Origin of the sequence: Pseudomonas sp. CFII68 (assembly GCF_000416195.1) — a bacterium.
GTDB classification, from domain to species: Bacteria; Pseudomonadota; Gammaproteobacteria; order Pseudomonadales; family Pseudomonadaceae; genus Aquipseudomonas; species Aquipseudomonas kilonensis.
In genome coordinates this window covers 1-26342 of the sequence record NZ_ATLN01000033.1, presented here as the reverse complement: position 1 = coordinate 26342, position 26342 = coordinate 1, and the positions used below count along the sequence as shown (strand labels likewise).

Below are 26342 nucleotides of genomic sequence, written 5' to 3'. Positions count from 1 at the left end.
CACTCCGGCATTGCTCCGTGGGCCCGCCGCGAAGGGCCATCCATGGCCCAGCGCGGCTAACCCGGCATCCATGCCGGGTTGCCCACTGCGCAATGCCTGCGTTCGGCCATCGTGGTTAACGGGGCGCCGAGATCAACATCCACGCCGAGGCGGCCTTATAGCCGACCTGGCTCTCCCGGTCATACACCCATCAGAACTGTGGGAGCAAAGCTTGCTCGCGATGGCGGTGGCTCAGTCACATGGATGTTGGGTTTGCTGGCCTCATCGCGAGCAAGCTTTGCTCCCACAGGGGATTTGGGTGTTCATGAGTCTTGTGTTCACTGCAGCCCCATTGTGGGAGCGAGCCTGCTCGCGATAGCGGTGGCTCAGCCACATAGATGCCGGCATGCGCCCAGCTCTTGCTCTTGCTCTTGCTCTTGCTCTTGCTCTTGCTCTTGCTCTTGCTCTTGCTCTTGCTCTTGCTCTTGCTCTTGCTCTTGCTCTTGCTCTTGCTCTTGCTCTTGCTCTTGCTCTTGCTCTTGCTCTTGCTCTTGCTCTTGCTCTTGCTCTTGCTCTTGCTCTTGCTCTTGCTCTTGCTCTTGCTCTTGCTCTTGCTCTTGCTCTTGCTCTTGCTCTTGCTCTTGCTCTTGCTCTTGCTCTTGCTCTTGCTCTTGCTCTTGCTCTTGCTCTTGCTCTTGCTCTTGCTCTTGCTCTTGCTCTTGCTCTTGCTCTTGCTCTTGCTCTTGCTCTTGCTTTGGATCTTGATCTGAACGCCCCGTTAACCACGCTGGCCGAACGCAGGCATTGCGCAGTGGGCATCCCGGCATGGATGCCGGGTTAGCCGCGCTGGGCCATGGATGGCCCTTCGCGGCGGGCCCACGGAGCAATGCCGGAGTGAGGGCACACCGAGCCTAGGCGAGGTGCCGAGTGGTGGGGCAAAGCGCTTTTGGTTACTTTTGGCGCTCTTCCAAAAGTGACCCGCTGTAAGAGCGGAACCATAAGCCGCCGTTACCGCAGCAACGGATATGTACTCGATCAACAAAATCCAGGCCACCTGTCAGGCCGCCATCGGGAGCGAGCATGCTCCCGATGGCATCAGCACAACCACCGCTTCAACCTCTGGACAGCCGATAAACACGCTCATCCAACCGTTTCACACCCGCCTGCAAAAACTTCCAGCTCTCCCCCAGTACATCCTGCTCCTGCAACACCTCCAACTGCCAGACACCTCCCAGCAGCCGCTGCACCTCATCATCCCCGACGGAAAACGGCGGGCCAGGCATTTCATCCTGGTTGTAATCCAAGGTAATCAACAAGCCGACCCCATCGGGCAGGATCTTCTGCAGATGAGCCGCGTACCGTTCCCGCATCGGCACGGGCAACGCGATTAATGCAGCGCGGTCGTACAGAGCCGTGCAATCGGCCACATCCTGCGGGTCCAGGGCAAAGAAATCACCGCAGCGAATCTCGATATCACCGGCACGGAACACCCTGAAAGCGCCCTCTTCACTCACAACCGCCTCAAGCTGATGCTCAAGGAAAAAATCCGTGGCGGCTTTTTCCGACAATTCCACGCCCAACACCGAATAACCCTGATGAGCAAGCCACAGCAGATCCAGGCTTTTGCCACACAACGGCACCAGCACCCGACTGCCCTGGGCCAAGCCCAATTGCGGCCAGAAACGTTGCAGGTAGGGGTTCACCTCTGGCAGGTGAAAACCAATCTGGTTCGATGACCAGCGCTTGTGCCAAAACTCGGGCTCCATGATTCGCTCCAAAAAAATCGATCAAAACGGGCTAAAACTTATATTAGATTTAGATCATTGACCTGACGGAAGATGACTCCATCTTAACGCTCAGGAGTCCCTTCATGCTGCCCAGCCTGTTTATCTCCCATGGCTCACCGATGCTCGCCCTGGAGCCCGGCGACAGTGGTCCGGCATTGGCTCGCCTGGCCGCTCAATTGCCCAAGCCCAAGGCCATCGTCATCGTGTCCGCCCACTGGGAAAGCAACGAACTGCTGGTCAGCGCCAATCCGCAGCCGCGCACCTGGCACGACTTCGGCGGCTTTCCACCAGCCCTGTATGAGGTGCAGTACCCCGCGCCTGGCGATCCTCAACTGGCCACGCAAGTCGCAGCCATGCTCAACACCGCGCATCTGCCGACACGCCTCGACCCTCAACGGCCGTCCGACCATGGCGTCTGGGTGCCGTTGTCTTTGATGTACCCCGAGGCCGACATCCCGGTGGTGCAGGTTTCCCTGCCCAGCCGCCAGGGACCGGTGTTGCAGACACAGGTCGGCCAGGCCCTCGCGAGCCTGCGTCAGCAGGGCATCTTGCTGATCGGTTCCGGCAGCATCACCCATAACCTGCGCGACCTGGACTGGAACGCCGGCCCCAACAGCATTGAGCCCTGGGCCAAGGCCTTTCGCGATTGGATGGTTGAGACGCTGGCGGCCGACGACGAGGCCGCGCTGCATGATTACCGTCGCCAGGCGCCGAACGCCGTGCGCAGCCACCCCAGCGATGAGCACTTGCTGCCGCTGTATTTTGCCCGGGGTGCGGGGGGCAAGTTCAGCGTTACCCATGCGGGGTTCACGATGGGGACGCTGGGGATGGACATCTATCGGTTCGACTGACTGATGGACCGGGTCGCTTCAATCGCGAGCAAGCTCGCTCCCACATTGGATTTTCTGTGGGAGCGAGCTTGCTCGCGATTGGCCTCCACACCACTTTCCATGACAGAACACCAAACGACAGGCATAAAAAATCCCCGAACCAGTCGGGGATTTTTCATGTTCGATCAATCAGCCCAAGAGCCGATCAATCTTCGCGGTAGCGACGCAGTTTGAGCTGCTTGCCAGCCACGCGGGTGTCTTTCAGCTTGGTCAGCAACTTCTCCAGACCATCTTCCGGCAGCTCTACCAGACTGAAGCTATCACGCACCTGGATGCGGCCGATCGCTTCGCGGGCCAGGCCGCCTTCGTTGAGGATGGCACCCAGCAGGTTCTTGGCAGCGATGCCGTCACGGGCACCCAGCGCGGTACGGCAGCGAGCACGACCTTCGGCCAGCGGGATCGGAGCACGACGCTCGCGATCACCACGGTCCGGACGATCACCGGTACGCTCAGGACGATCGCCACGCGGTGCGTTGTTCGGCACCAGGGGACGTTCCTTCTCGATTGCAGCCAGGTTCAGCGCTTGGCCATTGGTGGCCTTGCGCAGCAGTGCGGCGGCCAGGGCGCGTGGGGTGCAACCGATGTCGGCGGTCAGGCGATCGAGCAGATCACCGTGGGTCGATTCGGCGTCAGCCACCAGTGGCGACAGGCTGTTGGTCAGTTTCTTGATGCGAGCATCGAGAACGGCCTGGGCGTCCGGCAGGCGAACTTCAGCTACCTTCTGGCCAGTTACACGCTCGATCACTTGCAGCATGCGACGCTCACGCGGGGTGACCAGCAGCAGCGCACGGCCTTCGCGACCGGCACGGCCAGTACGGCCGATACGGTGAACGTAGGATTCCGGATCGTACGGCATGTCCACGTTGAATACGTGGGTGATGCGCGGAACGTCCAGGCCACGGGCAGCAACGTCGGTCGCCACAACGATGTCCAGGCGGCCATCCTTGAGGGAGTCGATCACGCGCTCACGCTGGTTCTGGGCAATGTCACCGTTCAGCGCAGCGGCTTTGTAGCCTTTGGCTTCCAGGGCGCTGGCCAGGTCCAGGGTCGCTTGCTTGGTGCGCACGAACATGATCAGGGCGTCGAAGTCTTCCACTTCCAGCAAGCTGAGAACGGCAGACGTCTTCTGATCAGCGTGAACCAGCAGGTGAGCCTGCTCGATCGCGGTGACGGTCTGGGTCTTGGTCTGGATCTTCACGTGTTGCGGATCGCGCAGGTGGCGCTCGGCAATGGCACGGATCGATTGCGGCAGGGTGGCCGAGAACAATACAGTCTGGCGAGTCGCTGGCAGGGCCTTGAAGATGACTTCCAGGTCATCCATGAAACCCAGCTTGAGCATTTCGTCGGCTTCGTCGAGAACCAGGTGGTTCACGGTAGCCAGGACTTTTTCGTCACGACGCAGGTGATCGCACAGACGACCCGGAGTGGCGACAACGATCTGCGCGCCATTACGGATGGCTTTCAGTTGTGGGCCCATCGGGGCACCGCCGTAAACGGCCACAACGGTAACGCCAGGCATCTGCTTGGAATAGGTTTCGAAAGCGGTTGCTACTTGCAGCGCCAACTCACGAGTTGGCGCCAGGATCAGGGCTTGCGGTTCGCGCTTGGCAGGATCGATGCGATGCAGGATCGGCAGGGCGAACGCAGCGGTTTTACCCGTACCGGTTTGCGCCTGGCCAATCATGTCGTGGCCGGCCATGATGATCGGGATCGATTGCTGCTGAATCGCCGAAGGTTCTTCGTAGCCGGTCGCAGTGACGGCAGCAAGAATGTTCGGGTTGAGATTAAAAGCGGCGAAGCCGCCGGTTTCCTGGGTCATGGGTCTGCCTCTAAGTGCATCCGCAAAGACCCATGCTCCAAAGCTGCGCGTGCCGTGTTGAGACTCAAGAGTCGCCCTGGCTGCTTTGTCGGCGGGGATTTGCGAAAACGAATGAATGAAAAAGAACGTCGTGGAAGCATCCGTTGTGCGGACATGCAACCGAAGCTGACTTCGGGGAATTGCGCTACCTTGACGCGGCCCGGCTAAAGGCCGGCGCGCACTATACCGGAATTCGCCCAAAAAGGGAGCTTTTTTTATTGCCTGAGCCCGTTATGGGGCTCGCTGTGACAAGGCCTTGGGGTTAACGGTACAACCGTTTGTTTTACAGAGGCCCAGCGTTGCGGGGATGGGTGCTAAAACGGTTCATCTTTACCTGTGGGAGCAAAGCTTGCTCGCGATGCAGACACCGCGATTTCCGCAAAGGTCTGAGTGGTGTTCATCGCGAGCAAGCTTTGCTCCCACAGGAGGTTGTCACACCTTGGACGGGGGTCAGGTCGCCGGGCGGATGGCCTTGATCAACGACTGCAACGAATAACCCAGCCTCGGCGCCAGCCCTTCGGCCCTGGCGACCAGTCCCTGCATGTCCAGCTCCTGATCCAGGTCCGCCGGCACGATCAGGATCACGTTGCCCTCCTTCACCGGCAGCTCCCAATAATGCCGGTGGTACAAGCCGCGCAACAGCGCCGCGCCCAATGGCTTGCCGTCATCCGTGGCCCACTGGTTGATCACCAGCCAGCCACCCGGGTTGAGGCGTTTCTGGCAATTTTCCAGGAAGCCCCAGGCCAGGTGCCCGACGCCGGGACCGACATCGGTATAGAGGTCGACGAAAATCAGGTCCGCCGGCTCGGCGCTTTCAAGCAGTTCCAGTGCATCGCCGACGCGGATGTACAGGCGCGGATCGTCATCCAGCCCCAGGTATTCGATGGCCAGGCGCGGCACGTCGGGGCGCAATTCAATGGCCTCGACATCTTCCAACGGCAGGAACTTGAGGCAGGCCTGGGTCAACGTACCGGCGCCCAGCCCCAGGAACAGCGCACTTTCCGGCTGCTCGTGACACAACGCGCCGATGAGCATGGCGCGGGTATAGTCATATTCGAGCCAGCTCGGGTCGGCTGTGAACACGCAACTCTGCTCGATGGCATCGCCAAACTCGAGAAACCGGTAATCGGCCACTTCGAATACGCGAATCATGCCGAACTCGTCGTGCACCTCGGCGAGCAAATGCTCGACGCGCTCCTCTGTCATTTCATCTCCTGATGGTGGCCGTGCCGGCTTGAGCCTGCGAATACGGGACAAAGGCGCGATTGTCCGCGAAGCGACCGGAGCAGGTCACGCACTAATTTGCTGATAACATGGCCGTCCGAGCGTAAATCACCTAGAGATCATGATGAGCCAACCCTGGAGCCCTGACAGCTGGCGCGCCCTGCCGATCCAGCAGCAACCCCGCTACCCCGACGCCGCGCACCTGTTGCAGGTGGAGCAGACCCTGGCCAGTTATCCGCCACTGGTGTTTGCCGGTGAAGCCCGGGAGTTGCGCCGTCAGTTCGCCGAGGTGACCCAGGGCCGGGCGTTCCTGCTGCAAGGCGGCGACTGCGCCGAAAGCTTTGCCGAGTTCTCGGCGGCCAAGATCCGCGACACCTTCAAGGTGCTCTTGCAGATGGCGATCGTCATGACCTTTGCCGCCGGCTGCCCGGTGGTCAAGGTCGGGCGCATGGCCGGGCAGTTCGCCAAGCCGCGCTCGGCCAACGACGAAACCATCGACGGCGTGACCTTGCCGGCCTACCGGGGCGATATCGTCAACGGTATCGGTTTCGACGAGAAAAGCCGCGTACCGGACCCGGAGCGGTTGCTGCAGTCCTACCACCAGTCCACCGCCACCTTGAACCTGCTGCGCGCCTTCGCCCAGGGCGGGTTCGCCGACCTGCACCAGGTGCACAAGTGGAACCTGGACTTCATCGCCAATTCGGCCCTGGCGGAAAAATACAGCCACCTGGCCGACCGCATCGACGAAACCCTGGCATTCATGCGCGCCTGCGGCATGGACAGCTCGCCGCAACTGCGCGAAACCAGCTTTTTCACTGCCCACGAAGCGTTGCTGCTCAACTACGAAGAAGCCTTCGTGCGCCGTGACAGCCTGACCAACGACTATTACGACTGCTCGGCCCACATGCTGTGGATCGGCGACCGCACCCGTCAGTTGGACGGCGCCCATGTCGAATTCCTGCGCGGGGTGAACAACCCGATCGGGGTCAAGGTCGGCCCGAGCATGGACCCGGACGATCTGATACGCCTGATCGACGTGCTCAACCCGCAGAACGACCCCGGCCGACTGAACCTGATCGCCCGGATGGGCGCTAACAAGGTCGGCGAACACTTGCCGCCGCTATTGCGCGCCGTGCAGCGTGAAGGCAAGCAAGTGCTGTGGAGCTCAGACCCGATGCATGGCAACACCATCAAGGCCAGCAGCGGCTACAAGACCCGCGACTTTGCGCAGATCCTCGGTGAGGTGAAGCAGTTCTTCCAGGTCCACGAAGCCGAAGGCACCTATGCCGGCGGGATTCACATCGAAATGACCGGGCAAAACGTCACCGAATGCATCGGCGGCGCACGCCCGATTACCGAGGACGGGCTGTCGGACCGCTACCACACCCACTGCGACCCGCGGATGAATGCCGATCAGTCGCTGGAATTGGCTTTTCTGATTGCTGAGACGTTGAAGCAGGTTCGGCGGTGAATCAGTAGATCCTTCTTCGCCGGTTCAATCGCCTCGCGAGCAGGCTCGCTCCCACAGGGATATGCGGTGACCACAGCTTTTGTGTCCACGGCAAATCAAATGTGGGAGCGAGCCTGCTCGCGATGAGGCCAGGTCAGTCACCACTTAATTGGGCCAACGCCACCGCCAACCGCCCCCCACTCACTCGCTGGCAATTGAGCTGCACCCGCTCCAGCCCCAGCCACCGGGCCATACGCCTCAGGTTCAGCGCCAGGGCCTGCATCCCCTCCTCGTCCAGCCCCGACGCATCCTCGTGCACGGCATGCACGGCCAACTGCCCCAAGGCCCGTTCTGCCCGCAGGTCCACCCGCGCGGCAATGCGTTCGTGGTGCAGGAACGGCAACACGTAATAGCCATACACCCGCTTGTGCACGGGGGTGTAGATCTCCAACCGGTAGCGAAAGTCGAACAACCGCTCGGTACGGCCGCGCTCCCAGACCAGCGAGTCGAACGGCGACAACAAGGCACTGGCGGCGACCTTGCGAGGAATTTTCGCCGCAGGTCGGCACCAGGCCGGTTGTTTCCAGCCTTGCACCTGGCAGCGCAGCAGTTCCCCGGCCTCCTCCAGCTCGGCCAGGCGCCCGCGACAGTCGGCCGGAGCGAGGCGAAAGTAGTCGCGCAGGTCTTTCTCGGTGGCAATGCCCAAGGCGTCGGCAGCATGCATCAGCAAGCCGCGTTGGGCCTGGGCCTCGTCCGGCAACGGTTGCTGCAGGATCGCGGCCGGCAGTACCCGTTCCGGCAAGTCGTAGAGCCGCTCGAACCCGCGTCGCCCCGCCACCGTGACTTCGCCCGCGGCGAACAGCCACTCCAGCGCATGTTTCTCCGCGCTCCAGTCCCACCAAGGCCCGGCCTTTTCCTTGCGCGTAGACAAACTGCCCGCACCCAGGGCGCCCTGTTCCTGGACCGCGGCCAGGACGCGGCGGATGACATCCTGGCGTTCTTGGCCGAAACGCGCCAATTGCTGGTAGATCCCTTCGCCACCCGAAGCCCGATCCATGCGCCAGCGCATCAGCGGATACATCGACATCGGCAGCAGCGACGCTTCATGGCCCCAATATTCGAACAGCGTGCGACGTCGGCCCTGGCTCCAGGCTGCTTGATCGAGCAAATCGCGATTGTAGTGACCGAGGCGGGAGAACAGCGGGAGGTAATGCGAGCGCACCAACGCATTGACTGAGTCGATCTGCAGGACGCCGAGGCGTTCGATCAGGCGGTTGAGGCGTGAGGGTTGCACCGAAGCTGGCGGTGAGCGCCCATCGAATCCTTGGGCGGCCAACGCCAGACGCCGGGCCTGTTTGAGGGTAAAGGACAGAGTCGCGGGCATGAAGATCTCCTTGTCTGCTCGCAACCTACCTCACCAGTAAGGGGTTTGTGTAGGAAAGGATGGCTCATTTGTGCATTGGGTCGTCCCAGAATGGCCGAACCACTTCCTGCTCCACGTCGGCACGACTCACACCGATGTCCTTGAGCGCCTCGTCGCTCATTCCGGCCAGCAGTTCACGCTCGTGGTGCAATTCGTACCAGCGGCTAAACTTGTGCAGCAGGGCGCTGACGGAAAAGCCGTGGGAGAGTTTGTCTATCAGTAGATAACCTTTTTGACCTTTCATCGTGATGTCCTCCGTTGGGGATGGATCAAGTCTCGCGCTAACGATAAGATCAATCCAACGAATGTTTCTTATGCAATACATCTCGGAGATTGATCAATTGTCGAGTTACCCGAGCATCGATACGGAAGTGCTGCGTACCTTTGTCGCCATCGCCGACCAGGGCGGGTTCACCCGGGCCGGGGAATTGGTCAATCGCACCCAGTCTGCCGTCAGCATGCAGATGAAGCGGCTGGAAGAAGACGTGTTGCAACGACGGCTGTTCGAGCGTGACGGGCGCCAGGTCAAGCTCACCGCCGAAGGCCAGGTGCTGCTGGGTTACGCGCGGCGGATCCTCAAGCTGCACAGCGAAGTGTTCAATACCCTGCGCGAACCGCACATGGTCGGCACGGTGCGCATCGGCACGCCGGACGATTACGTGATGCGCTTCCTGCCAGGCATCCTGCAGCGCTTCGCTCAGTTCTACCCGCTGATCGAAATTGAAGTGCACTGCGAATCGTCCAAGCAGTTGCTGTTGCGCCAGGACCTGGACCTGTCCATCGTCACCCGCAAACCGGGGGACGAAATCGGCCAGTTGCTGCGCAAGGAGCGCTTTGTCTGGGCCGAAGCCGCCTGCTTCAACGTCCACGAACAAACACCGCTGCCCCTGGCGATGTTCAACAGTGACTGTTTCTGCCGGCAATGGGCCTGCAATGCGCTGGATGCCATGGGCCGCGATTATCGCGTGGCGTACAACAGCTCGAGCCTGTCGGCGCTCATGGCGGTGGTGGGCGCCGGCCTGGCAATCACGGCGCAACTGGAAAGCCTGCTGACCCCGGACATGCGCGTGCTGGGCGAAGCTGAAGACCTGCCGGAACTGCCCGAGGCCAGCATCATGCTGATCCGTAACCTGCATAACCCCTCGCCGATCACCGAGTGCCTGGCCGAGCACATCATCGAAGGCTTCAAACTTTAAAGGCGAGCAGCACCGCGCACAGCACCAGGAAACCGCAGAACAGCCCGCGCAACAGCCGCTCCGGCAAGGCGTGGGCGACCTTCACCCCCCAACTGATGCTCAGCAGGCCACCGACGGCCAGCGGCAGGCCGATGCTCCAGTCCACCTCATGGTGAAACGCATAGGTGGCGAGGGTCACGCCGGTACTGGGCAAGGCCAGTGCCAGGGATAACCCTTGGGCGACCACCTGGCTGGTGCCAAAGATGCTGGTCAGGATCGGCGTCGCGACCACGGCCCCGCCAACACCGAACAAACCACCCATGGTCCCGGATGCCGCCCCCAACACGGCGAGCCATGGCCAGCCATAACGCATCTGCGCCGACGCCGGTGCGGTGGCGGCGAACATGCGGGCCAGGTTGTAGAGGGTCAGCGCGATCAGGAACGCGACGAAGCCGATCCGCATGCTGTTCGCGTCGATCCCCACGGCCCAGATCGAACCCAGCCAGGCAAAGCAGAAACCCATGGAAGCCAACGGCAGGACATGGCGCAATTCGATGCGATTGCGCTGGTGATAGCGCCACAACGCGAGCATCACGTTGGGTACCACCATGACCAGCGCCGTACCTTGGGCCAGTTGCTGGTCGAGGCCGAACCAGACGCCCAGCACCGGAATGGCAATCAAGCCGCCGCCGATCCCGAACAATCCCCCCAGGGTGCCCAACACGGCACCAAACACCAAAAACTGCACAAATTCGAACAAGACGATTCCCCTTTCATCAGGGTGCTTATCCTACGCAGTCGGCGCCAGCGGGGAAACGTAACATCTCTCATGACGTCAGAATTATCTGGCGCATTAAAGATTCGCCCGCTAGATTCGTATCGATCATTGATTGAAGGTTTTGCCATGAACACCCTGCGTGACACCCCCGAAGCTTGCGAAGCCCTGTTGCTCGACAACCAGGTCTGTTTCGCCTTGCACTCCACGTCGCTGCTGATGACCAAAGTCTATAAGCCGCTGCTACAGGCCTTGGGCCTGACATATCCGCAATACCTGGCGATGATGGTGTTGTGGGAAAAGGACGGATTGACCGTCGGTGAAATCAGCACACGCTTGCTGACAGACCCCGGCTCGCTGACGCCACTGCTCAAGCGCCTGGAAGCCGAAGGCCTGTTGAGCCGCACCCGCAGTCGTGAAGACGAACGCGTGGTGATTGTCGAACTCACCGAACAGGGCCGCGCCCTGCGCGAAAAAGCCCTCGACATCCCCCAATGCATCCTCGCCGCCAGCGGCCTGACCCTGGAGCAGTTGAAGAAGCTGCAACTTGACCTGCAGGCACTGCGCGGGCATTTGCAGGACAGCCTCTGACCTCTCCTGTGGGAGCGGGCTTGCTCGCGAAGGCGCCGGCACATCCAATACCCCCACCAACTGATCCACCGCTATCGCGAGCAGGCTCGCTCCCACAGTGGTTCTGTGTCGGACATGAATTTTGTGTTCGCAGGAGATCCAGTGTGGGAGCGAGCCTGCTCGCGATAGCGGCAGCCCTGTCTACCCTGTCCTCCTCAAAAAATTTTTACGCTCAATAACCGCTCTAGCTAAAGGCTTTCAGGCCTTTTCAGATTGCCGATTCCATCTCGCCTCGAAAATTTATCTTGCGCGCAAAATATTAGCGCTATACATTCGCTTCACACCTACTTAGCGCGCAAACATTTAGCGCAACAACACCAACCCAGAAGCGAGGCTCTCATCATGCAAACTCTCTACACCGCAATCGCAACCTCCACCGGCGGCCGTGATGGTCGTGCGATCTCCAGCGACAACATCCTCGACGTCAAACTCGCCACGCCCAAGGAACTCGGTGGTGCAGGCGGTGCGGCGACCAACCCTGAGCAACTGTTCGCCGCCGGCTACTCGGCCTGCTTCATCGGCGCACTGAAATTCGTGGCCAGCCAGAGCAAACGCAAGATCCCGGACGACGCCTCGATTACCGCCCATGTCGGCATCGGCCAGATCCCCGGCGGTTTCGGCCTCGACATCGACCTGCACATCAGCCTGCCAGGGCTGGACCAGGCCGACGCGCAAAGCCTGGTGGATGCGGCTCACCAAGTCTGCCCGTACTCCAACGCCACCCGCGGCAACGTTGATGTGCGCCTGCACGTCACCGTCTGACAACCGACCCTGGACCCAAACCTAAGGAGATGCACATGAACACGCTCAGCAAAGCCTTGACCGCCACCCTTCTCACCCTCAGCGTCAGCAGTGCCTTCGCCGACGGCATCGTCGAACACAACACCCAGGCGTTTCTCGACGCGCTGAATGCCGGCACCGGCAAGCCCCTGGAGCAACTGTCGCCCAAGGACGCCCGCGCCGTATTGGTGGGCGCCCAGGCAGGGGTAAAACTGACCCTGCCCAAGGCCGACGTCAGCGAGAAAACCATCCAGGTCGATGGCCAGCCGATCAGCCTGACCATCGTTCGCCCAGCCGGGGTCAAGGGTGAGTTACCCGTGTTCATGTTCTTCCACGGCGGTGGCTGGGTATTGGGCGACTTCCCAACCCACGAACGCCTGGTCCGGGATCTGGTGGCGGGCTCGGGCGCTGTCGCGGTGTTCGTCAACTACACGCCCTCACCCGAGGCGCATTACCCGGTGGCGATCAACCAGGCCTACGCCGCCACGAAATGGGTGGCCGAACACGGCAAGCAGATCAACGTCGACGGCAAGCGCCTGGCCGTGGTGGGCAACAGCGTCGGCGGCAACATGGCGGCGGTCGTGGCCTTGATGGCGAAGGACAAAGGCACGCCGGCGATCCGTTTCCAGGCGTTGCTGTGGCCGGTGACCGATGCCAGCTTCGAGACGGCGTCCTACAACCAGTTCGCCGAGGGGCACTTCCTCAGTAAAAACATGATGAAGTGGTTCTGGGACAACTACACCACCGATGCCGGGCAACGCAGCGAGATCTATGCCTCGCCGTTACGCGCCAGCACCGCACAACTCAAGGGCCTGCCGCCCGCGCTGGTACAAACCGCCGAGGCCGACGTCTTGCGTGATGAAGGTGAAGCCTATGCCCGCAAGCTGGACGCGGCCGGTGTACCCGTCACGGCCGTACGCTACAACGGCATGATCCACGACTATGGTTTGCTCAACGTGGTCAGCCAGGTGCCCGCGGTGCGTTCGGCAATGCTGCAGGCGTCGCAGGAGCTCAAGCAACACTTGAAGTGATTTGTGGTGAAACACTGTGGGAGCAAGGCTTGCCCGCGATGAGAACAGTGCGGTGTCTCTGGAACCGAGGCGTCTGTATCGCGAGCAAGCTTTGCTCCCACAGGGCAGGGATAAATCCCCTCACCACAGATCCCATCCGGTCCCTCGGTCTGAACATGATCCGCAGGCATAAAAAAGCCCGACTCAATGGTCGGGCTTTTTCATACACAAGGCTTCGCTTATTTAGCGCGGCCTTTGTAGGAACCGCCTTCGCGGGTATCGATCTCGATCTTGTCACCGATTTCGATGAAGTCAGCAACTTGCAGCTCAGTACCGTTGCTCAGTTTGGCAGGCTTCATGACCTTGCCGGAAGTGTCGCCGCGAGCGGAACCTTCAGTGTAGTCAACGACACGCACGATAGTGGTCGGCAGTTCTACGGAAACCAGGCGCTCTTCGAAGAACACGGCTTCGCAGACGTCGGTCATGCCTTCTTCGATGAATGGCAGAACGCTTTCGATGTCTTCGGCGTTCAGCTCGTACATGGTGTAGTCAGTGGTGTCCATGAACGTGTAGGTGTCGCCGCTGATGAAGGACAGGGTCGCTTCTTTGCGGTCGAGGATCACGTCGTCCAGTTTGTCGTCGGCGCTGTAGACGATCTCGGTCTTGTAACCGGTCAGCAGGTTCTTCAGCTTGGTCTTCATGATCGCGCTGTTACGACCCGACTTGGTGAACTCAGCTTTCTGAACCAGCCAAGGATCGTTTTCGAGACGGATCACGGTCCCGGGTTTCAGTTCTTTACCAGTTTTCATTGCGAATATCCGAATTTGGATGGGATTTACAAAAATCTAGGCCGCGTATCATATCCAATTTACATAAAACTTCACCAGCGCTGCGGCAAGATCAGCTCGCGAGGCCTGTTCCAGACACCACGCCTGGGCATGTTCGGCCAGTTCCTGCTGCTGTTCACGGCTGGCTTTCCAATGTTCGGTCATGTCCTGGCCGGCATTCCAGGCCCGCCAAAGACCGCTGGTCGCTTTTTGCGCCGCCGGCGAAAGCCCCTGATTGTAGAGCCTGAGAAACGCCTCGAGTTTTTCCAGGTGGACGTCTTCTTCCTGCTGGTAGATATGCCAAAGCAACGGCCGGCCAGCCCATTGGGCGCGCACGAAAGAGTCTTCGCCACGCACGGCGTTGAAATCGCAGCACCATAGCAGTTGGTCGTACTGGTCCTGGCGAATGAACGGCAACACCTGCACCGTCAGTGCGCCGCGTCGATGTACCGCACCGACCGCCAGGTCATCGACCCCAAGCCAACGCTCGACATCACCCAGCACCCGCCCCTCGGGAACCAACACATGAAACGCCTGGGCATCGGCGGCCATTGCGTCAAACCAGCTCGCCAACCCGGCGTTCTCGTAGGCAAACAGCGAGATCAGGCAGGCCTGCGGCGCCCGTTCGACGCCCAATCCTTGCAGGAAAACGCGTTGTGCTTCGGCGTCCTGCTGAAATTGCCGACGGCGTTCCAGAAGACCCGCCTCACGCAGCAGGCCGCCGGTTCCCTCCTGGAAGCCCGGGAAAAAGAAATATTTCTGCACGTGCTTGTATTTCACCGACGGCAAGCCGTGGCAACCGATCACCCAGTCCTCGGCGCTCAAATAATCGAGGTTCATCCACAGGGGCGTCGTCTGGCGCGCGGCCATCACATCCATGTAGGCGCTCGGCAGCTGACAGGCAAACGCAGCGATCACCACGTCGGCGGCTTCGGTGGCCGCCCACTCCCCGGGCCAGTGACGCACCTGCACGCCCTGCTGCCATTGCTCGGACAGGGTGATGTCGATTTCCGGGCACAGTCGTTCGAAGGCACGCAGGTCGTCGACCCATAGCCGCACCGCGCATCGATGCTCGGCCACCAACTGCCGAGCCAGGCGCCACGTGACACCAATGTCGCCAAAGTTATCGACGACGGTGCAAAAAATATCCCAACGCACGGTCATTCCCGACTCCCTGTGGCAAAGGCCTGATTGTCCCGAATAAACCGATCACGCAGAAGAGCCGACGGCGATTAATCTTCATGCGACAATCATCGCCTGCCCATGCCCCTGCCAGGAAGCAGCCATGCCCGATCACTCGACACCCTCGCGCCTCACGGCTTTGCAATTGACCTTCAGCATCGCCCTGGGCCTGTGGCTGGGGTTCCTCGCCATCGTATTGACGGGCTGGCTGCTGTCCAGATTTCTGTTCAACGAACAACTGGCACCCGTGGCCGCCGCCGTCCATCAACTGGCGCAACCACCGGCGGTGCAACCACCCCCAGAGCCGCCCACACCGATGTTCGAGCAGTACCAGCAGAACCTGCAGAGGAACGAGCAGCGCCAAGCGCTCGATCAGGCCCGCAACAATCCGCGCAACCTGTCCAACCCCAAGTGCCAGTTCTGGCTGCAACAGGACCAGAATGCGCCCAGTGAAAAAAGCCGCGCCAACGTCCTGCAATTCTGCGAATGACCATGAACAAACAGACCGTCCACCAGCTGATTCTCGACAAGCTCAAGATTGATCTCGACATCGCCGAACGCGCCGCGCAGACCGCCTACGAAACCGCGACCCACGAAGAAAACATCGCCGAGAACAAGTACGACACCCTGGGCCTCGAGGCGTCCTACCTCGCCGCCGGACAAGCCAGGCGCGTGGAAGAAATCCGCCAGGCCCTCACCCTCTGCCAGAACCTGACGCTAAGGCCTTACGACGAACAGCGCGGTATTCAGGTCGGCACCTTGATCGGGCTGGAAGATGAGGACGGTCGCCAGCAATGGCTCTTCCTGGGGCCGGATGCGGCGGGCTTGAAGGTCTCGCTGGTGGGCCAGCCGATCACCGTCATCACCCCTCGCTCACCGCTGGGCCGCGGCCTTTTGGGCAAGTTCGAAGGGGATGAAGTAGAGATCGTGGTAGCGGGCGCCCGGCAACAGTTCGCTGTCACCGAGGCGATCTAGAAGGGTCTTAGTGCACCGGTAGTTCGACGCCGTCGAACAACTCTTCGAGTTCTTGCTTGTTGTGGCACTGAATGGCCTTGGCCATGACTTCCCGGGTCAGGTGCGGTGCAAATTTCTCGATGAAATCGCACATGAAACCCCGCAGGAACGTGCCACGACGGAAGCCGATCTTGGTCACGCTGGATTCGAACAACTCGCTGGCATCCAGCACCACCAGGTCACCGTCGAGCTTGGTATCCACGGCCATCTTCGCGACGATGCCCACGCCCAGGCCCAGGCGAACGTAAGTCTTGATCACGTCGGCGTCGGCGGCGGTGAACACCACTTTCGGCGTCAGGCCACGATGGCTGAAGGCTTCGTCGAGCTTGGAACGACCGGTGAAACCGAAGACGTAGGTCACGATCGGGTATTCGGCCAGGGCTTCGAGGGTCAGCTTTGGCAGCTTGGTCAACGGATGGCCCTGGGGCACGACCACGCAGCGGTTCCAGCGATAGCACGGCATCATCACCAGGTCCCCGAACAACTCCAGGGCCTCGGTGGCGATGGCGAAATCCACTGTGCCATCGGCGGCCATCTCGGCGATCTGCATCGGCGAACCCTGGTGCATGTGCAGCGCCACGTCGGGGTATTGCTTGATGAAATTGCTGATCACCGGCGGCAGCGCGTAGCGGGCCTGGGTGTGGGTGGTGGCGATCGACAGGGTGCCTTTTTTCTCGTTGGAGAATTCCTGGGCGATCTGCTTGATGCTTTCGACCTTGCGCAGAATCTCGCCAGCCGTAGTAATGATGCGCTCACCAGCCGGAGTCACGCGGGTCAGGTGTTTGCCACTGCGGGCGAAGACTTCGACGCCCAGTTCATCTTCCAACAGGCGGATCTGCTTGCTGATGCCGGGTTGCGATGTGTAGAGGCTTTGGGCAGTAGCGGAAACGTTGAGGTCGTGGTGCGCCACTTCCCAGATGTAGCGCAGTTGTTGAAGCTTCATATGTATCCCTCAAAGCAGTTGGACGCCACGGGCATCAGCGACGGTATATAACTATATGAAAGGTTTCGACAATAAATCTAGAACTTTTTATAAAAAGCCATCATTTCGCCTCAGGCCTCTCCCTGGCGTCGGCGCTGTACCAGCGGTACCAGGTAGACCGGTACCCGGGATAACTGCAATACCCGTGCAGCGGTTCGGCCCAAGGGGGTTTCACCGCTTGCCCCTTGGCAATGACTGCCTACGATCAGCAAGTCGACGGAGAGTTTCGCAGCCTGCTCCAGGATGACTTGGGAAGGATCGCCCTGGTACACCCTGACCGACTTGATCAGTTTCAAGTCCTGCTGCCCTTCCCCCAACTCCTCGCGAAAACTGTCGAGCACCCGCTGTTCGATATTGGCCATCACCGTATTCAGACCCTGGCGGTGGAATTCGTTCAGCGCCTGCTCGTCAAGATAGCTTTGCAACACCGACTCGGCGAACAACCCCATCGGTTCTACCGCATGCACCACATACAACTCGGCTTCAAACGTCCGTGCTAACGCCAAGGCATGCTGCATCACATAAGGGGCATAGAGGCCCAGGTCTGTGGCGTACAGCATCGAACGAATCATGTGACCTCCTCGCGTGCCAAAATGGCGGAGATTGATTCAGCTTAGCAGCGCCTCGGGGACTGCGACGTGCGGCTTGACGTCCCGGACCAAGGGCAGTCAGGGCTTCATTTCATTACTGATACCGTGGGGCACGTGGCCGGTGGCAACCACCTCACGAGCCAGTTCGCAGTGGCCGGCCTGGTCATCGAAAAAAACATCGGCGGCGAAGGCTTCGAGGAAAGCCGATTTGGTCAGGCCGCCCAGGAACAGCGACTCGTCCAGGCGAATATCCCACTCACGCAAGGTCCGGATAACCCGCTCGTGAGCCGGTGCCGAACGGGCCGTCACCAGCGCCGTACGAATGGGGCAGGCGTCCTCGGGAAACTCGCGCTGCAGTGCATTGAGCGCCGCCAGGAAGCCCTTGAACGGCCCGCCTCGCAGCGGCTCGCGGGCGGCCTGTCGTTCGCTGGCCTGGAAAGCTTCCAACCCATCGGCCTGATAGACGCGCTCCGATTCATCGGAAAACAGCACGGCGTCGCCATCGAAGGCAATGCGCAGTTCCTCGCTGGCCGCGCGACTGGCACCACCCGACAGGATGGTCGCGGCGGCAAATCCGGCGTCCAGGGCGCTGCGCACGTCTTCAGCGTGGGTGGACAGAAAGAGATCGCAACCGAATGCCTTGAGGTAAGGGTAAGGACTGCGGCCGCCAACGAAGGCAGCGCGGGAAATCGCCAGCCCATAATGATGAATCGAGTTGAACACTCGAAGGCCGGTGTCGGCGCTGTTGCGCGAAACGAGAATTACCTCGACCCGGGCACGCCCCAGGTGCTCGTTGAGGTTCAGCAGCTTTTGTACGAGGGCGAAGGCATCACCGGGTGCCAGGACTTCGTCTTCATGCTCGATCTGGTATTGCCGATAGGCTTCGACGCCACTCGACAAGTACACCTTGTGGCTTTCCCGCAGGTCGAACAGCGCCCGCGACGAAATCGCCAGCACTAGTTTGTCGTCGATATTGTTTGCCATGCCGCTCCCCTTTCGCCCGCTCAGCGGTGATATCGGTCCACGAACGCCAACGCCTGGTACAAGGCTTCGATTTTCGGCAGCTCACACCCTGCCGCTTTCGCTGCCGCCAACGGCCGGCCGTAGATCGCGTCCAGCTCCAGCGCACGCTTGTGGGAATAATCGTGGTACATGCTCGGCCAGTAGTCGGGCATCTTCTCGGTCATCGTGAACAGATACTCGGCATAACCCGGCGCGATGTGATGCCCGCAGGCTTGCGCACCGCGGACCACCTCCCCCATCAGTGCCTGGATCAATTCGCGGCTATGGTCGTTGGCCATCAACGGCGTGGTACTGGCGCCCAACAGAACCGAAAGACCGTTGTATGGCACATTCCACACCAGCTTCTGCCAGCGGGCCTGTTGCAGGCCCGGCATGGCCTGGGCGTCGATACCGGCGCTGCGGAACAACGTCGCCGCCTCTTCGACGATCACCATGCGTTGTGCCTGATCGGCGCAAGGACCGCTGTGATAGCCGACGTTGACCGCACCAAGGGCCTGGTGGGTGACGACACCAGGGCCGACGCGATGCACGCAGATCAGGCACAGGCCACCCAACAGGTGCAACGAGTCGGGCAACAAAGGTCGAAGATCGTCTTCGACATCCAGGCCGTTCTGCAGCAACAGGACTTTTGCACCATCAGCGGCAGCCTGGGTAATGGCCGGGGCCAGCTCGGCATTGCTGGTGGTCTTGGCGCCGACCAGCAGCCAGTCGCAGGGCGGCATATCGGCTGCCGAGCGATACGCCTGGACGGGGTTGAGGGCCAGCGCACCGTGAACCGCGCTGTCGATCCGCAAACCGGCTTCGGCCACGGCAGCAAATTCACTGCGCAGTAAAAAGTGCACGTCAAAACCGGCACGCGCCAGCATCACGCCGTAGAACCCACCGATCGCCCCGGTGCCGATCATCCCGATCCGCGGTTTCACGCCTGCCTGCATCGTTGCAACTCTCCTGGTAAAAGTCCCTGCACACTATCAGCGCGAGCGGCATGGCATGCAATCTTCATTACATCTGCTCACGAATCTGTTGCAGAGCCATCTCCAAGGCCTTTTCCCCAGCCTTTAGGGCATTAAACCCGTCCCAGCCCATTGTCGAGCAGCCTCGTAACGCGATAAGGTTCGGCTCCCCGACGCGCTTAAAATCCGCTGTGCACCGCCGCGCGGGGATCGCTGGCGGCCGGCACCCGTGACCTGACGAGTAACACGATGGCTGATTTACCGATCAACGACCTTAACGTCGCCTCCAACGAGACCCTCATCACGCCTGACCAGCTCAAGCGCGATATTCCCCTGAGCGACGCTGCCCTGCGCACCGTGACCAAGGGCCGGGAAGTCATCCGCAACATCCTGGACGGCACCGATCATCGCCTGTTCGTGGTCATCGGGCCCTGCTCGATCCATGACATCAAGGCCGCCCACGAATACGCCGAGCGCCTCAAGGTGCTGGCTGCGGAAGTCTCCGACACCTTGTACCTGGTCATGCGGGTGTATTTCGAGAAGCCTCGGACCACCGTCGGCTGGAAAGGCCTGATCAACGACCCGTACCTGGACGACTCCTTCAAGATCCAGGACGGCCTGCACATCGGTCGCCAATTGCTGCTGGACCTGGCGGAGATGGGCCTGCCCACGGCCACTGAAGCCCTGGACCCGATCTCGCCGCAATACTTGCAGGACCTGATCAGCTGGTCGGCCATCGGCGCGCGCACCACCGAATCCCAGACCCACCGCGAAATGGCCTCCGGCCTATCGTCGGCAGTGGGCTTCAAGAACGGCACCGACGGTGGTCTCACCGTGGCGATCAACGCCTTGCAGTCAGTCTCCAGCCCACACCGTTTCCTGGGCATCAACCAGGAAGGTGGCGTATCGATCGTCACCACCAAGGGCAACGCCTACGGTCACGTGGTGCTGCGCGGTGGCAACGGCAAGCCGAACTACGATTCGGTCAGCGTCGCGCTGTGTGAACAGGCGCTGAACAAAGCCAAGATCAAGCCGAACATCATGGTCGACTGCAGCCACGCCAACTCCAACAAGGACCCGGCACTGCAACCGCTGGTGATGGAGAACGTGGCCAACCAGATCCTGGAAGGCAACCAGTCGATTATCGGCCTGATGGTCGAAAGCCACTTGAACTGGGGCTGCCAGGCGATCCCGAAAGACCTCGCCGACTTGCAGTACGGCGTCTCCATCACCGATGCCTGCATCGACTGGAGCGCGACCGAGAACACCCTGCGCAGCATGCATGCCAAGCTCAAGGATGTATTGCCGAAGCGGCAGCGCGGCTGAAAAAGATCGCAGCCTCGTTTCACTCGACAGCTCCTACACAGCTCCTATACATATTTGGAGCGGGGATGTAGGAGCTGGCGAAGCCTGCGATCTTTTACTTTCCTCAAGCCATAAAAAAACGCCGGGCTCTTCAGCCCGGCGTTTTTTTTGGGAATCCGTTTTCTCAGAGTTTCGCCGCGTGCCGCTGGTGACGCTCCATGTAGCGCTCCACGTAGGAGCAGGACGGGATCACCGTGTAGCCCATTTCTTCGGCGTACTGCAGCGCCCGTTCGGTCAACGCGGCTGCGATGCCCCGGCCACGCAAGGCGTTGGGCACGAAGGTGCGATAGATGTCCAAGGTCTGCTTGCCCAGGTCCATATAGGTCAGATAGGCACGATGACCGTCCACATTGGTCTCGAACTGATGACCAGCCTGGTCATGGTGGATGGAAACCGCCTCGCTCATCACTACTCCTCGCGGGTCTGAATGCGACCCCTACCTTACCGATGTTTTTCCGGCGAAGGAACATCTACGCCACCCCGTGCCTTCCTGGTCACCGAGCGCCAAAACCGATCCGCTCAAACCCGAGCACGTCGTGAATAGTAGGCACCAATGACGCAAATGCTCAAGGCACGCCTGTCATCGAAGGGGTAACCTGGTCGGGTTTATCGATTGAGCGCCATCGTCGCGCTGTAGTCGGTCACGGTGCAATAGCTGAACATCGCCAGTTGTTGAGTCTTGAGACGAGCGCGCGTAGTTAAAGTCACCGCCAATACCAATAAAGATGCCTGGGGCATTGCACAAAAAATGTACAAAAGTGTAGGTGAATCAATAAACAACGACGTTAGCGAGGGCTGCAAGAGTTCGCCCCGCTGCGGAACTTTTTTCCGCCAGCACGCCCCAGCCATGGGCTTGGGCCTGTATATTTTTTAAACAATCCGAAGAAAAGTTGCTCGAAAAAGAATCACCGCCTACAATTTTTTTGCTTCTTGCGCTACGTCAGTTTACTTACTACAAGTAATGGGTAGTATGTACGCCGGCTAACTCCTCAGTCTGGGGAGACAGTCACTAATAGAAAGTCCTTGAAGGGGAAACCGATGAACAACGTTCTGAAATTCTCTGCTCTGGCCCTGGCCGCAGTTCTGGCTACCGGTTGCAGCAGCGCATCGAAAGAAACCGAAGCACGTCTGACTGCTACCGAAGACGCAGCAGCTCGCTCCCAGGCTCGTGCAGACGAAGCTTACCGTAAAGCTGATGAAGCTCTGGCTGCTGCTCAAAAAGCACAACAGACTGCTGACGAAGCTAACGAGCGTGCTCTGCGCATGCTGGAAAAAGCTAGCCGCAAGTAATAGTCCTTCGGGATTGTTATCGAGCCGACCCATTTTTGGGTCGGCTTTTTTATTGCTTGAGTTTTAGCAGGCAATAAAAAACCCGCCGACATCGCGAAACGTCGGCGGGTTGTTTTCGAGTTTTTTACTGCTGCAAGTCGATCGGCGCGCTCGTGACCATCGGTGCCGAGGTGTTCGGAATAGCGATTTCCACCGGCAGGCCATCTTCGGCCGCCACCACGTCCCGCACCACGTCCCAGTTCATACGCAGGTTGCTGGTGATGTCTTCACGCTTGAGCATCGCGTTGATCACTGCGGTGTGCTTGTCCACCACCGACGGGTTGCCCTTGTCGTCCAGCGGCGTATGCGCTTCCAGGTACACCTTGCCACCGCTCAAGCCCAGCTTGTAGGGGTCATTGATGATCCGCACCGATGTACCCACCGGCACCATGCCGGCCATTTCCAGGACGTTGTTGTTGAACATCCGGAAGCAGCCGTGACTGGTCCGCATGCCGATGCCGAACTTCTTGTTCGAACCATGGATCAGGTAGCCCGGGGTGCCCAGGGTGAACTTGAACGGCCCCAGCGGGTTATCGGGACCGGCCGGCACGACATTTGGCAGCGGGTCGCCGTCGGCAGCGTGTTCGGCCTTGATCGATGCCGGCGGGGTCCAGGTCGGGTTCGGTGTCTTGGCGATGATGCTGGTGTGGGCGATCGGCGATCCCCAGCCCTCACGCCCAATCCCCAGCGGGAAGGTGTAGACCACGTTCCGCCCCTTGGGGAAATAGTAGAGACGGTACTCGGCCAGGTTGATCACGATGCCCTCGCGCGGACCCGGTGGCAGGATGAAGCGAGTTGGCAGCACGATCTCGGTGCCAGCGCCCGGCAACCAGGGATCGACCCCCGGGTTGGCGGCGACCATCTCGCTGTAGCCCAGGTCATAGGTGGTGCCCAGGTCGGCGAAGGTGTCTTCGTATTTGGCCTTGATGACCTGCACCTGGCCAATGATGTCTTCACCCGGCGGTGGCAGAGGCAGCTCCAGGGCGGCAACGGGGCCCGCCATACACAGGGCGGCAAGAGACAGGCAGCGGGCGACGGCAGGCAAGCGCGGCAACATCCGGGAAATCCTTCGCAGATCGAACAGGGTATGAAAACGGCGATTGTACACTGCCACCTGTTATTTCGGGGAGAGCGGTACAAAGGCGTCCGATGTGCAGCATTGTTTCAGGCGTTCACATCTATGGACGGTTCGACCAAATCCCTGTGGGAGCGAGCCTGCTCGCGATAGCGGTGGGTCTGCTTGCATTAATGTTGAATGTGCCGCCGCCATCGCGAGCAGGCTCGCTCCCACAAGGGACATGTCGGAAATCTGAGGAATTACAGCTCGAACCGCAGCTCAGGCCAGATCGGCGAAGTGCCGCGCTTCTGGGACTCCAGGATCGCCCGGCACAGCGAGCACAGGCGATGATCCTGGAAAATCTTGCGATCGACGCTCGACCAGCGCGGCTGGGCCGGCAGCAGGCTGCCGCAGAGGGTCCGGTCGGCCGAGCCACCGAGTTCCAACTGCCGGGTCACCAGGTGCACCCGTACTTCCTGGCAGGCGAACAGATCCAGCTGCTCGTCAGGCTCGATCAGTTGGTAGGCAAACAGGGACCAGGCGGGACGCGGCATCGGGGGCTCCAAATCGGGGGCGCCACATTAGCCGAAAGCCCGCCCTTAGAAAAGCGTCAAAGCAGCGGTTTCAGCGTCGGCCAGACATTTTCCAGCAACTGACCCTGGGCCGCGACGGACGGGTGCAATCCGTCGCCTTGCATCATGGTCGGGATGCCACCGACGTCCTTGAGGAAAAACGGCACCAACGGGATTTTTTTCTCCTCGGCCAGGGTGCTGTAGACCCGGGTAAAGGCCTCGGTGTAGCGCCGCCCGTAATTGGGCGGCAGTTGCATGCCCAGCAAAAGCACCTTGGCTCCGCTGGCGCGGGCGCTGTCGATCATCGCTGCAAGGTTTTGTTGCAATTGTGTTGGCGGCTGTCCGCGCAAGCCATCGTTGCCACCCAGTTCCAGGATCACCAGGTCCGGCTTATGGGCTGCAAGCAGCGCCGGCAGCCGCGCCTGGCCTCCGGCACTGGTGTCGCCACTGATGGACGCATTGACCACTTTATCGTCAAAACCCTCGGCCTTGAGCCGTTGTTCGAGCAACGACACCCACCCTTGCCGGGTATCCAGGCCGAAAGCCGCGCTGATACTATCGCCAACGATCAGGACTGTACCCGCCGCTGCGTTCTGGGCCATGCACATCAAGGCCAGGCCGGCACTCAAAAACCACACACGCATCGGACTCTCCATGGGCTCAAGCATTCTCACCGCGACGGACCTTAGCAAAGTGGTCTCCAGCGCGGAAGGTGAACTGACCATCCTGCACGAACTCAGCCTCGAACTGAATAGAGGCGACAGCCTGGCCATCGTTGGCGCATCCGGTTCCGGCAAATCCACCCTCCTGGGTCTGCTGGCCGGCCTCGACCTGCCCAGCAGCGGCGAAGTGACGCTCGCCGGCCAGGCCCTCAGCGCACTGGATGAAGACCAGCGCGCGCGGATCCGCGCCGAGCATGTCGGTTTCGTCTTCCAGTCGTTCCAGTTGCTCGACAGCCTCAACGCACTGGAAAACGTCATGCTGCCGCTGGAACTGGACGGGCGCAAGGATGCCCGCGAACGTGCCACGCAACTGTTGCAGCGCGTTGGCCTGGGCCAGCGCCTGACCCACTCGCCGCGCCAGCTCTCCGGTGGCGAACAGCAACGGGTGGCGATTGCCCGCGCCTTTGCCGCCGAGCCCGACGTGCTGTTTGCCGACGAACCCACCGGCAACCTCGACAGCCACACCGGCGAGCGCATCAGCGACCTGCTGTTCGAATTGAACAAGGAACGCGGCACGACCCTGGTGCTGGTGACCCATGATGAACGCCTGGCACATCGCTGCCGGCGCCTGATCCGACTTGAAGCCGGCGAGATGGTCGCCCCTCTGGAGCCTTGATGGCACGCTTGCCGCTGTTGCGCCTGTTCAGTCTCGCTGTCCGTCAATTGCTTCGCGATGCCCGCGCCGGTGAGTTGCGGGTGTTGTTCTTCGCCCTGCTGGTGGCGGTGGCGGCAAGTACCGCCATCGGTTACTTCGGCGCACGCCTCAACGGCGCGATGATGATGCGCGCCACCGAGTTCCTCGGTGCCGACCTGCTGCTCGAAGGCAGCTCCCCCGCCCGCCCGGAGCAGATCCGCAGCGGCACCGAACTGGGCCTGGAACACGCCCGGGTCGTGGAGTTCTCCAGTGTCGTGGCCACCGACAACGGCATCCAGCTGTCCAGCGTCAAGGCGGCCGATGACAGCTACCCATTGCGCGGCGAGCTGAAAAGCACCCCAACCCCGTTCGCCCCGGAAGAAATCGGCGGACGTCCGAACCCTGGCGAGGCCTGGGTCGAAGCACGACTGCTGACGGCACTGGACCTGAAGATCGGCGACAGCATCGACGTCGGCAACCAGACCTTGCGCCTGAGCCGCGTACTGACTTACGAGCCCGATCGCGCCGGCAACTTCTACAGCCTCACCCCGCGGGTGCTGATCAACCTCAAGGACCTGGAAGCCACCGGCGTGGTCCAGCCGGGCAGCCGTGTCAGCTATCGAGACCTGTGGCGTGGCCCTGCGCCGGCGCTGCAAACCTACCGTGACCTGGTCAAGCCGGGCCTTGAAGCCAACCAACGCCTGCAGGATGCCCGCGACGGCAACCGGCAGATCGGTGGGGCCCTGGGCAAGGCCGAACGCTACCTGAACATGGCCAGCCTGGTAGCGGTGTTGCTGTCCGGTGTCGCCGTCGCGCTCTCGGCCAACCGCTTTGCCACCCGACGTTTCGATGCCAGCGCGCTGCTACGCTGCCTGGGCCTGTCACGCCGGGAAACCATGGTGCTGTTCAGCCTGCAATTGACGGTGCTGGGCCTGCTCGCCAGCATCAGTGGCGCCCTGCTCGGCTGGATCGCCCAACTGGGCCTGTTCGCCCTGCTGCATGACCTGCTACCCACCACCGTTCCGCCGGGTGGCCTGCTGCCGGCGATCGCCGGGATCGGCACCGGGCTGGTGGCGCTGGCAGGGTTCGCCCTGCCGCCACTGGCTGCGCT

29 protein-coding genes are annotated in these 26342 nt (G+C 60.9%); 13 read left to right on the top strand and 16 right to left on the bottom strand.

Translation table 11 applies throughout. The features are described 5' to 3' along the window. Positions 1 to 385 precede the first annotated feature (385 nt). A complete protein-coding gene (locus tag CFII68_RS27640) occupies positions 386 to 820 on the top strand; it encodes a hypothetical protein (protein ID WP_177325032.1) in 435 nt (144 codons plus the stop codon). Positions 821 to 1091: 271 nt separating this feature from the next. Here CFII68_RS27640 and CFII68_RS20820 read toward each other — a convergent pair whose 3' ends face one another. Continuing rightward, positions 1092 to 1745, bottom strand: coding sequence for a thiopurine S-methyltransferase (locus CFII68_RS20820; RefSeq protein ID WP_018603135.1), 654 nt, complete (start codon positions 1743 to 1745; stop codon positions 1092 to 1094). Between the two features lie 104 nt (positions 1746 to 1849). On the opposite strand from CFII68_RS20820, the gene CFII68_RS20825 reads away from it, so the two are divergent. Then, positions 1850 to 2617: a class III extradiol ring-cleavage dioxygenase gene (locus tag CFII68_RS20825; RefSeq protein ID WP_018603133.1), complete on the top strand. Its 768-nt coding sequence runs from the start codon at positions 1850 to 1852 to the stop codon at positions 2615 to 2617. Between the two features lie 184 nt (positions 2618 to 2801). Here CFII68_RS20825 and CFII68_RS20830 read toward each other — a convergent pair whose 3' ends face one another. Beyond that, complete coding sequence (locus CFII68_RS20830; RefSeq protein WP_014337279.1) at positions 2802 to 4475, bottom strand: DEAD/DEAH box helicase; 1674 nt, start codon at positions 4473 to 4475, stop codon at positions 2802 to 2804. Between the two features lie 489 nt (positions 4476 to 4964). After that, positions 4965 to 5720, bottom strand: coding sequence for a spermidine synthase (locus CFII68_RS20835; RefSeq protein ID WP_003199402.1), 756 nt, complete (start codon positions 5718 to 5720; stop codon positions 4965 to 4967). Between the two features lie 142 nt (positions 5721 to 5862). Here CFII68_RS20835 and CFII68_RS20840 point away from each other — a divergent pair, with 142 nt between their 5' ends. After that, positions 5863 to 7209, top strand: a complete 1347-nt coding sequence (locus CFII68_RS20840) for a class II 3-deoxy-7-phosphoheptulonate synthase (protein ID WP_003199400.1) — start codon at positions 5863 to 5865, stop codon at positions 7207 to 7209. Positions 7210 to 7342: 133 nt separating this feature from the next. Here the strand turns inward: CFII68_RS20840 and CFII68_RS20845 are convergent, their stop codons facing one another. Together CFII68_RS20845 and CFII68_RS20850 are read right to left on the bottom strand one after the other, a co-directional pair. After that, a complete protein-coding gene (locus tag CFII68_RS20845; protein ID WP_018603128.1) occupies positions 7343 to 8572 on the bottom strand; it encodes a winged helix-turn-helix domain-containing protein in 1230 nt (409 codons plus the stop codon). Between the two features lie 64 nt (positions 8573 to 8636). Next, a complete protein-coding gene (locus CFII68_RS20850; protein ID WP_003199394.1) occupies positions 8637 to 8855 on the bottom strand; it encodes a DUF1127 domain-containing protein in 219 nt (72 codons plus the stop codon). 97 nt (positions 8856 to 8952) lie between these two features. On the opposite strand from CFII68_RS20850, the gene CFII68_RS20855 reads away from it, so the two are divergent. After that, positions 8953 to 9807: a LysR substrate-binding domain-containing protein gene (locus tag CFII68_RS20855; protein WP_018603125.1), complete on the top strand. Its 855-nt coding sequence runs from the start codon at positions 8953 to 8955 to the stop codon at positions 9805 to 9807. On the opposite strand, the gene CFII68_RS20860 is transcribed toward CFII68_RS20855, so the two are convergent. After that, positions 9797 to 10546 carry a sulfite exporter TauE/SafE family protein gene (locus CFII68_RS20860; protein ID WP_018603124.1) on the bottom strand — a complete coding sequence of 250 codons (750 nt, stop codon included), beginning with the start codon at positions 10544 to 10546 and terminating at the stop codon, positions 9797 to 9799. The genes CFII68_RS20855 and CFII68_RS20860 overlap by 11 nt on opposite strands. Positions 10547 to 10690: 144 nt before the next feature. Between CFII68_RS20860 and CFII68_RS20865 the strand changes: the two genes are divergently transcribed. From CFII68_RS20865 to CFII68_RS20875, 3 genes are all read left to right on the top strand, one after another. Beyond that, positions 10691 to 11152 carry a MarR family winged helix-turn-helix transcriptional regulator gene (locus tag CFII68_RS20865; protein ID WP_003199391.1) on the top strand — a complete coding sequence of 154 codons (462 nt, stop codon included), beginning with the start codon at positions 10691 to 10693 and terminating at the stop codon, positions 11150 to 11152. Between the two features lie 381 nt (positions 11153 to 11533). Then, positions 11534 to 11953, top strand: coding sequence for an organic hydroperoxide resistance protein (locus CFII68_RS20870; protein ID WP_003199389.1), 420 nt, complete (start codon positions 11534 to 11536; stop codon positions 11951 to 11953). A gap of 35 nt (positions 11954 to 11988) precedes the next feature. Beyond that, a complete protein-coding gene (locus CFII68_RS20875) occupies positions 11989 to 13002 on the top strand; it encodes an alpha/beta hydrolase (protein ID WP_018603120.1) in 1014 nt (337 codons plus the stop codon). A 218-nt stretch (positions 13003 to 13220) separates the two neighbouring features. Here CFII68_RS20875 and CFII68_RS20880 read toward each other — a convergent pair whose 3' ends face one another. Both CFII68_RS20880 and earP read right to left on the bottom strand, forming a co-directional pair. Further along, positions 13221 to 13790: an elongation factor P gene (locus CFII68_RS20880; RefSeq protein WP_018603118.1), complete on the bottom strand. Its 570-nt coding sequence runs from the start codon at positions 13788 to 13790 to the stop codon at positions 13221 to 13223. Positions 13791 to 13838: 48 nt separating this feature from the next. Then, entirely contained in the window at positions 13839 to 14972 is a 1134-nt protein-coding gene (gene earP / locus CFII68_RS20885; protein ID WP_018603116.1) for an elongation factor P maturation arginine rhamnosyltransferase EarP, read from the bottom strand. A gap of 121 nt (positions 14973 to 15093) precedes the next feature. Here earP and CFII68_RS20890 point away from each other — a divergent pair, with 121 nt between their 5' ends. Together CFII68_RS20890 and CFII68_RS20895 are read left to right on the top strand one after the other, a co-directional pair. Then, positions 15094 to 15480, top strand: coding sequence for a hypothetical protein (locus CFII68_RS20890; protein WP_014337272.1), 387 nt, complete (start codon positions 15094 to 15096; stop codon positions 15478 to 15480). A 2-nt stretch (positions 15481 to 15482) separates the two neighbouring features. Then, positions 15483 to 15965 (top strand): GreA/GreB family elongation factor, encoded by a 483-nt coding sequence (locus tag CFII68_RS20895; RefSeq protein WP_003199378.1) that lies wholly within the window; start codon positions 15483 to 15485, stop codon positions 15963 to 15965. A gap of 7 nt (positions 15966 to 15972) precedes the next feature. Here the strand turns inward: CFII68_RS20895 and cysB are convergent, their stop codons facing one another. From cysB to CFII68_RS20915, 4 genes are all read right to left on the bottom strand, one after another. Then, on the bottom strand, positions 15973 to 16947 hold the full coding sequence (gene cysB, locus CFII68_RS20900; RefSeq protein WP_018603112.1) for an HTH-type transcriptional regulator CysB: 975 nt from the start codon (positions 16945 to 16947) through the stop codon (positions 15973 to 15975). Between the two features lie 110 nt (positions 16948 to 17057). Continuing rightward, positions 17058 to 17558 carry a universal stress protein gene (locus CFII68_RS20905; protein WP_014337270.1) on the bottom strand — a complete coding sequence of 167 codons (501 nt, stop codon included), beginning with the start codon at positions 17556 to 17558 and terminating at the stop codon, positions 17058 to 17060. Between the two features lie 96 nt (positions 17559 to 17654). Next, entirely contained in the window at positions 17655 to 18560 is a 906-nt protein-coding gene (locus tag CFII68_RS20910; RefSeq protein ID WP_018603109.1) for a 5'-nucleotidase, read from the bottom strand. Between the two features lie 20 nt (positions 18561 to 18580). Beyond that, a complete protein-coding gene (locus tag CFII68_RS20915) occupies positions 18581 to 19534 on the bottom strand; it encodes a putative 2-dehydropantoate 2-reductase (protein ID WP_018603107.1) in 954 nt (317 codons plus the stop codon). A 267-nt stretch (positions 19535 to 19801) separates the two neighbouring features. On the opposite strand from CFII68_RS20915, the gene CFII68_RS20920 reads away from it, so the two are divergent. Then, on the top strand, positions 19802 to 20878 hold the full coding sequence (locus tag CFII68_RS20920; protein WP_003199364.1) for a 3-deoxy-7-phosphoheptulonate synthase: 1077 nt from the start codon (positions 19802 to 19804) through the stop codon (positions 20876 to 20878). Between the two features lie 163 nt (positions 20879 to 21041). Here CFII68_RS20920 and CFII68_RS20925 read toward each other — a convergent pair whose 3' ends face one another. Beyond that, positions 21042 to 21323 (bottom strand): GNAT family N-acetyltransferase, encoded by a 282-nt coding sequence (locus tag CFII68_RS20925; protein WP_014337268.1) that lies wholly within the window; start codon positions 21321 to 21323, stop codon positions 21042 to 21044. 632 nt (positions 21324 to 21955) lie between these two features. On the opposite strand from CFII68_RS20925, the gene oprI reads away from it, so the two are divergent. After that, the gene (gene oprI, locus CFII68_RS20930) at positions 21956 to 22207 is read left to right on the top strand and encodes an outer membrane lipoprotei OprI (RefSeq protein ID WP_003183784.1); all 252 of its coding nucleotides are present in this window, start codon (positions 21956 to 21958) and stop codon (positions 22205 to 22207) included. A gap of 124 nt (positions 22208 to 22331) precedes the next feature. Here oprI and CFII68_RS20935 read toward each other — a convergent pair whose 3' ends face one another. The 3 genes from CFII68_RS20935 to CFII68_RS20945 form a co-directional block, all read right to left on the bottom strand. Beyond that, entirely contained in the window at positions 22332 to 23303 is a 972-nt protein-coding gene (locus CFII68_RS20935; protein WP_014337267.1) for a L,D-transpeptidase family protein, read from the bottom strand. A 260-nt stretch (positions 23304 to 23563) separates the two neighbouring features. Continuing rightward, complete coding sequence (locus CFII68_RS20940; protein ID WP_003199347.1) at positions 23564 to 23857, bottom strand: hypothetical protein; 294 nt, start codon at positions 23855 to 23857, stop codon at positions 23564 to 23566. A 56-nt stretch (positions 23858 to 23913) separates the two neighbouring features. After that, positions 23914 to 24519: an arylesterase gene (locus CFII68_RS20945; protein WP_018603083.1), complete on the bottom strand. Its 606-nt coding sequence runs from the start codon at positions 24517 to 24519 to the stop codon at positions 23914 to 23916. A gap of 10 nt (positions 24520 to 24529) precedes the next feature. Here CFII68_RS20945 and CFII68_RS20950 point away from each other — a divergent pair, with 10 nt between their 5' ends. Next, a complete protein-coding gene (locus CFII68_RS20950; protein ID WP_018603081.1) occupies positions 24530 to 25213 on the top strand; it encodes an ABC transporter ATP-binding protein in 684 nt (227 codons plus the stop codon). Further along, a partial coding sequence (locus CFII68_RS20955) for an ABC transporter permease (RefSeq protein ID WP_018603079.1) occupies positions 25213 to 26342 on the top strand: 1130 nt, incomplete at its 3' end. The genes CFII68_RS20950 and CFII68_RS20955, both read left to right, overlap by 1 nt.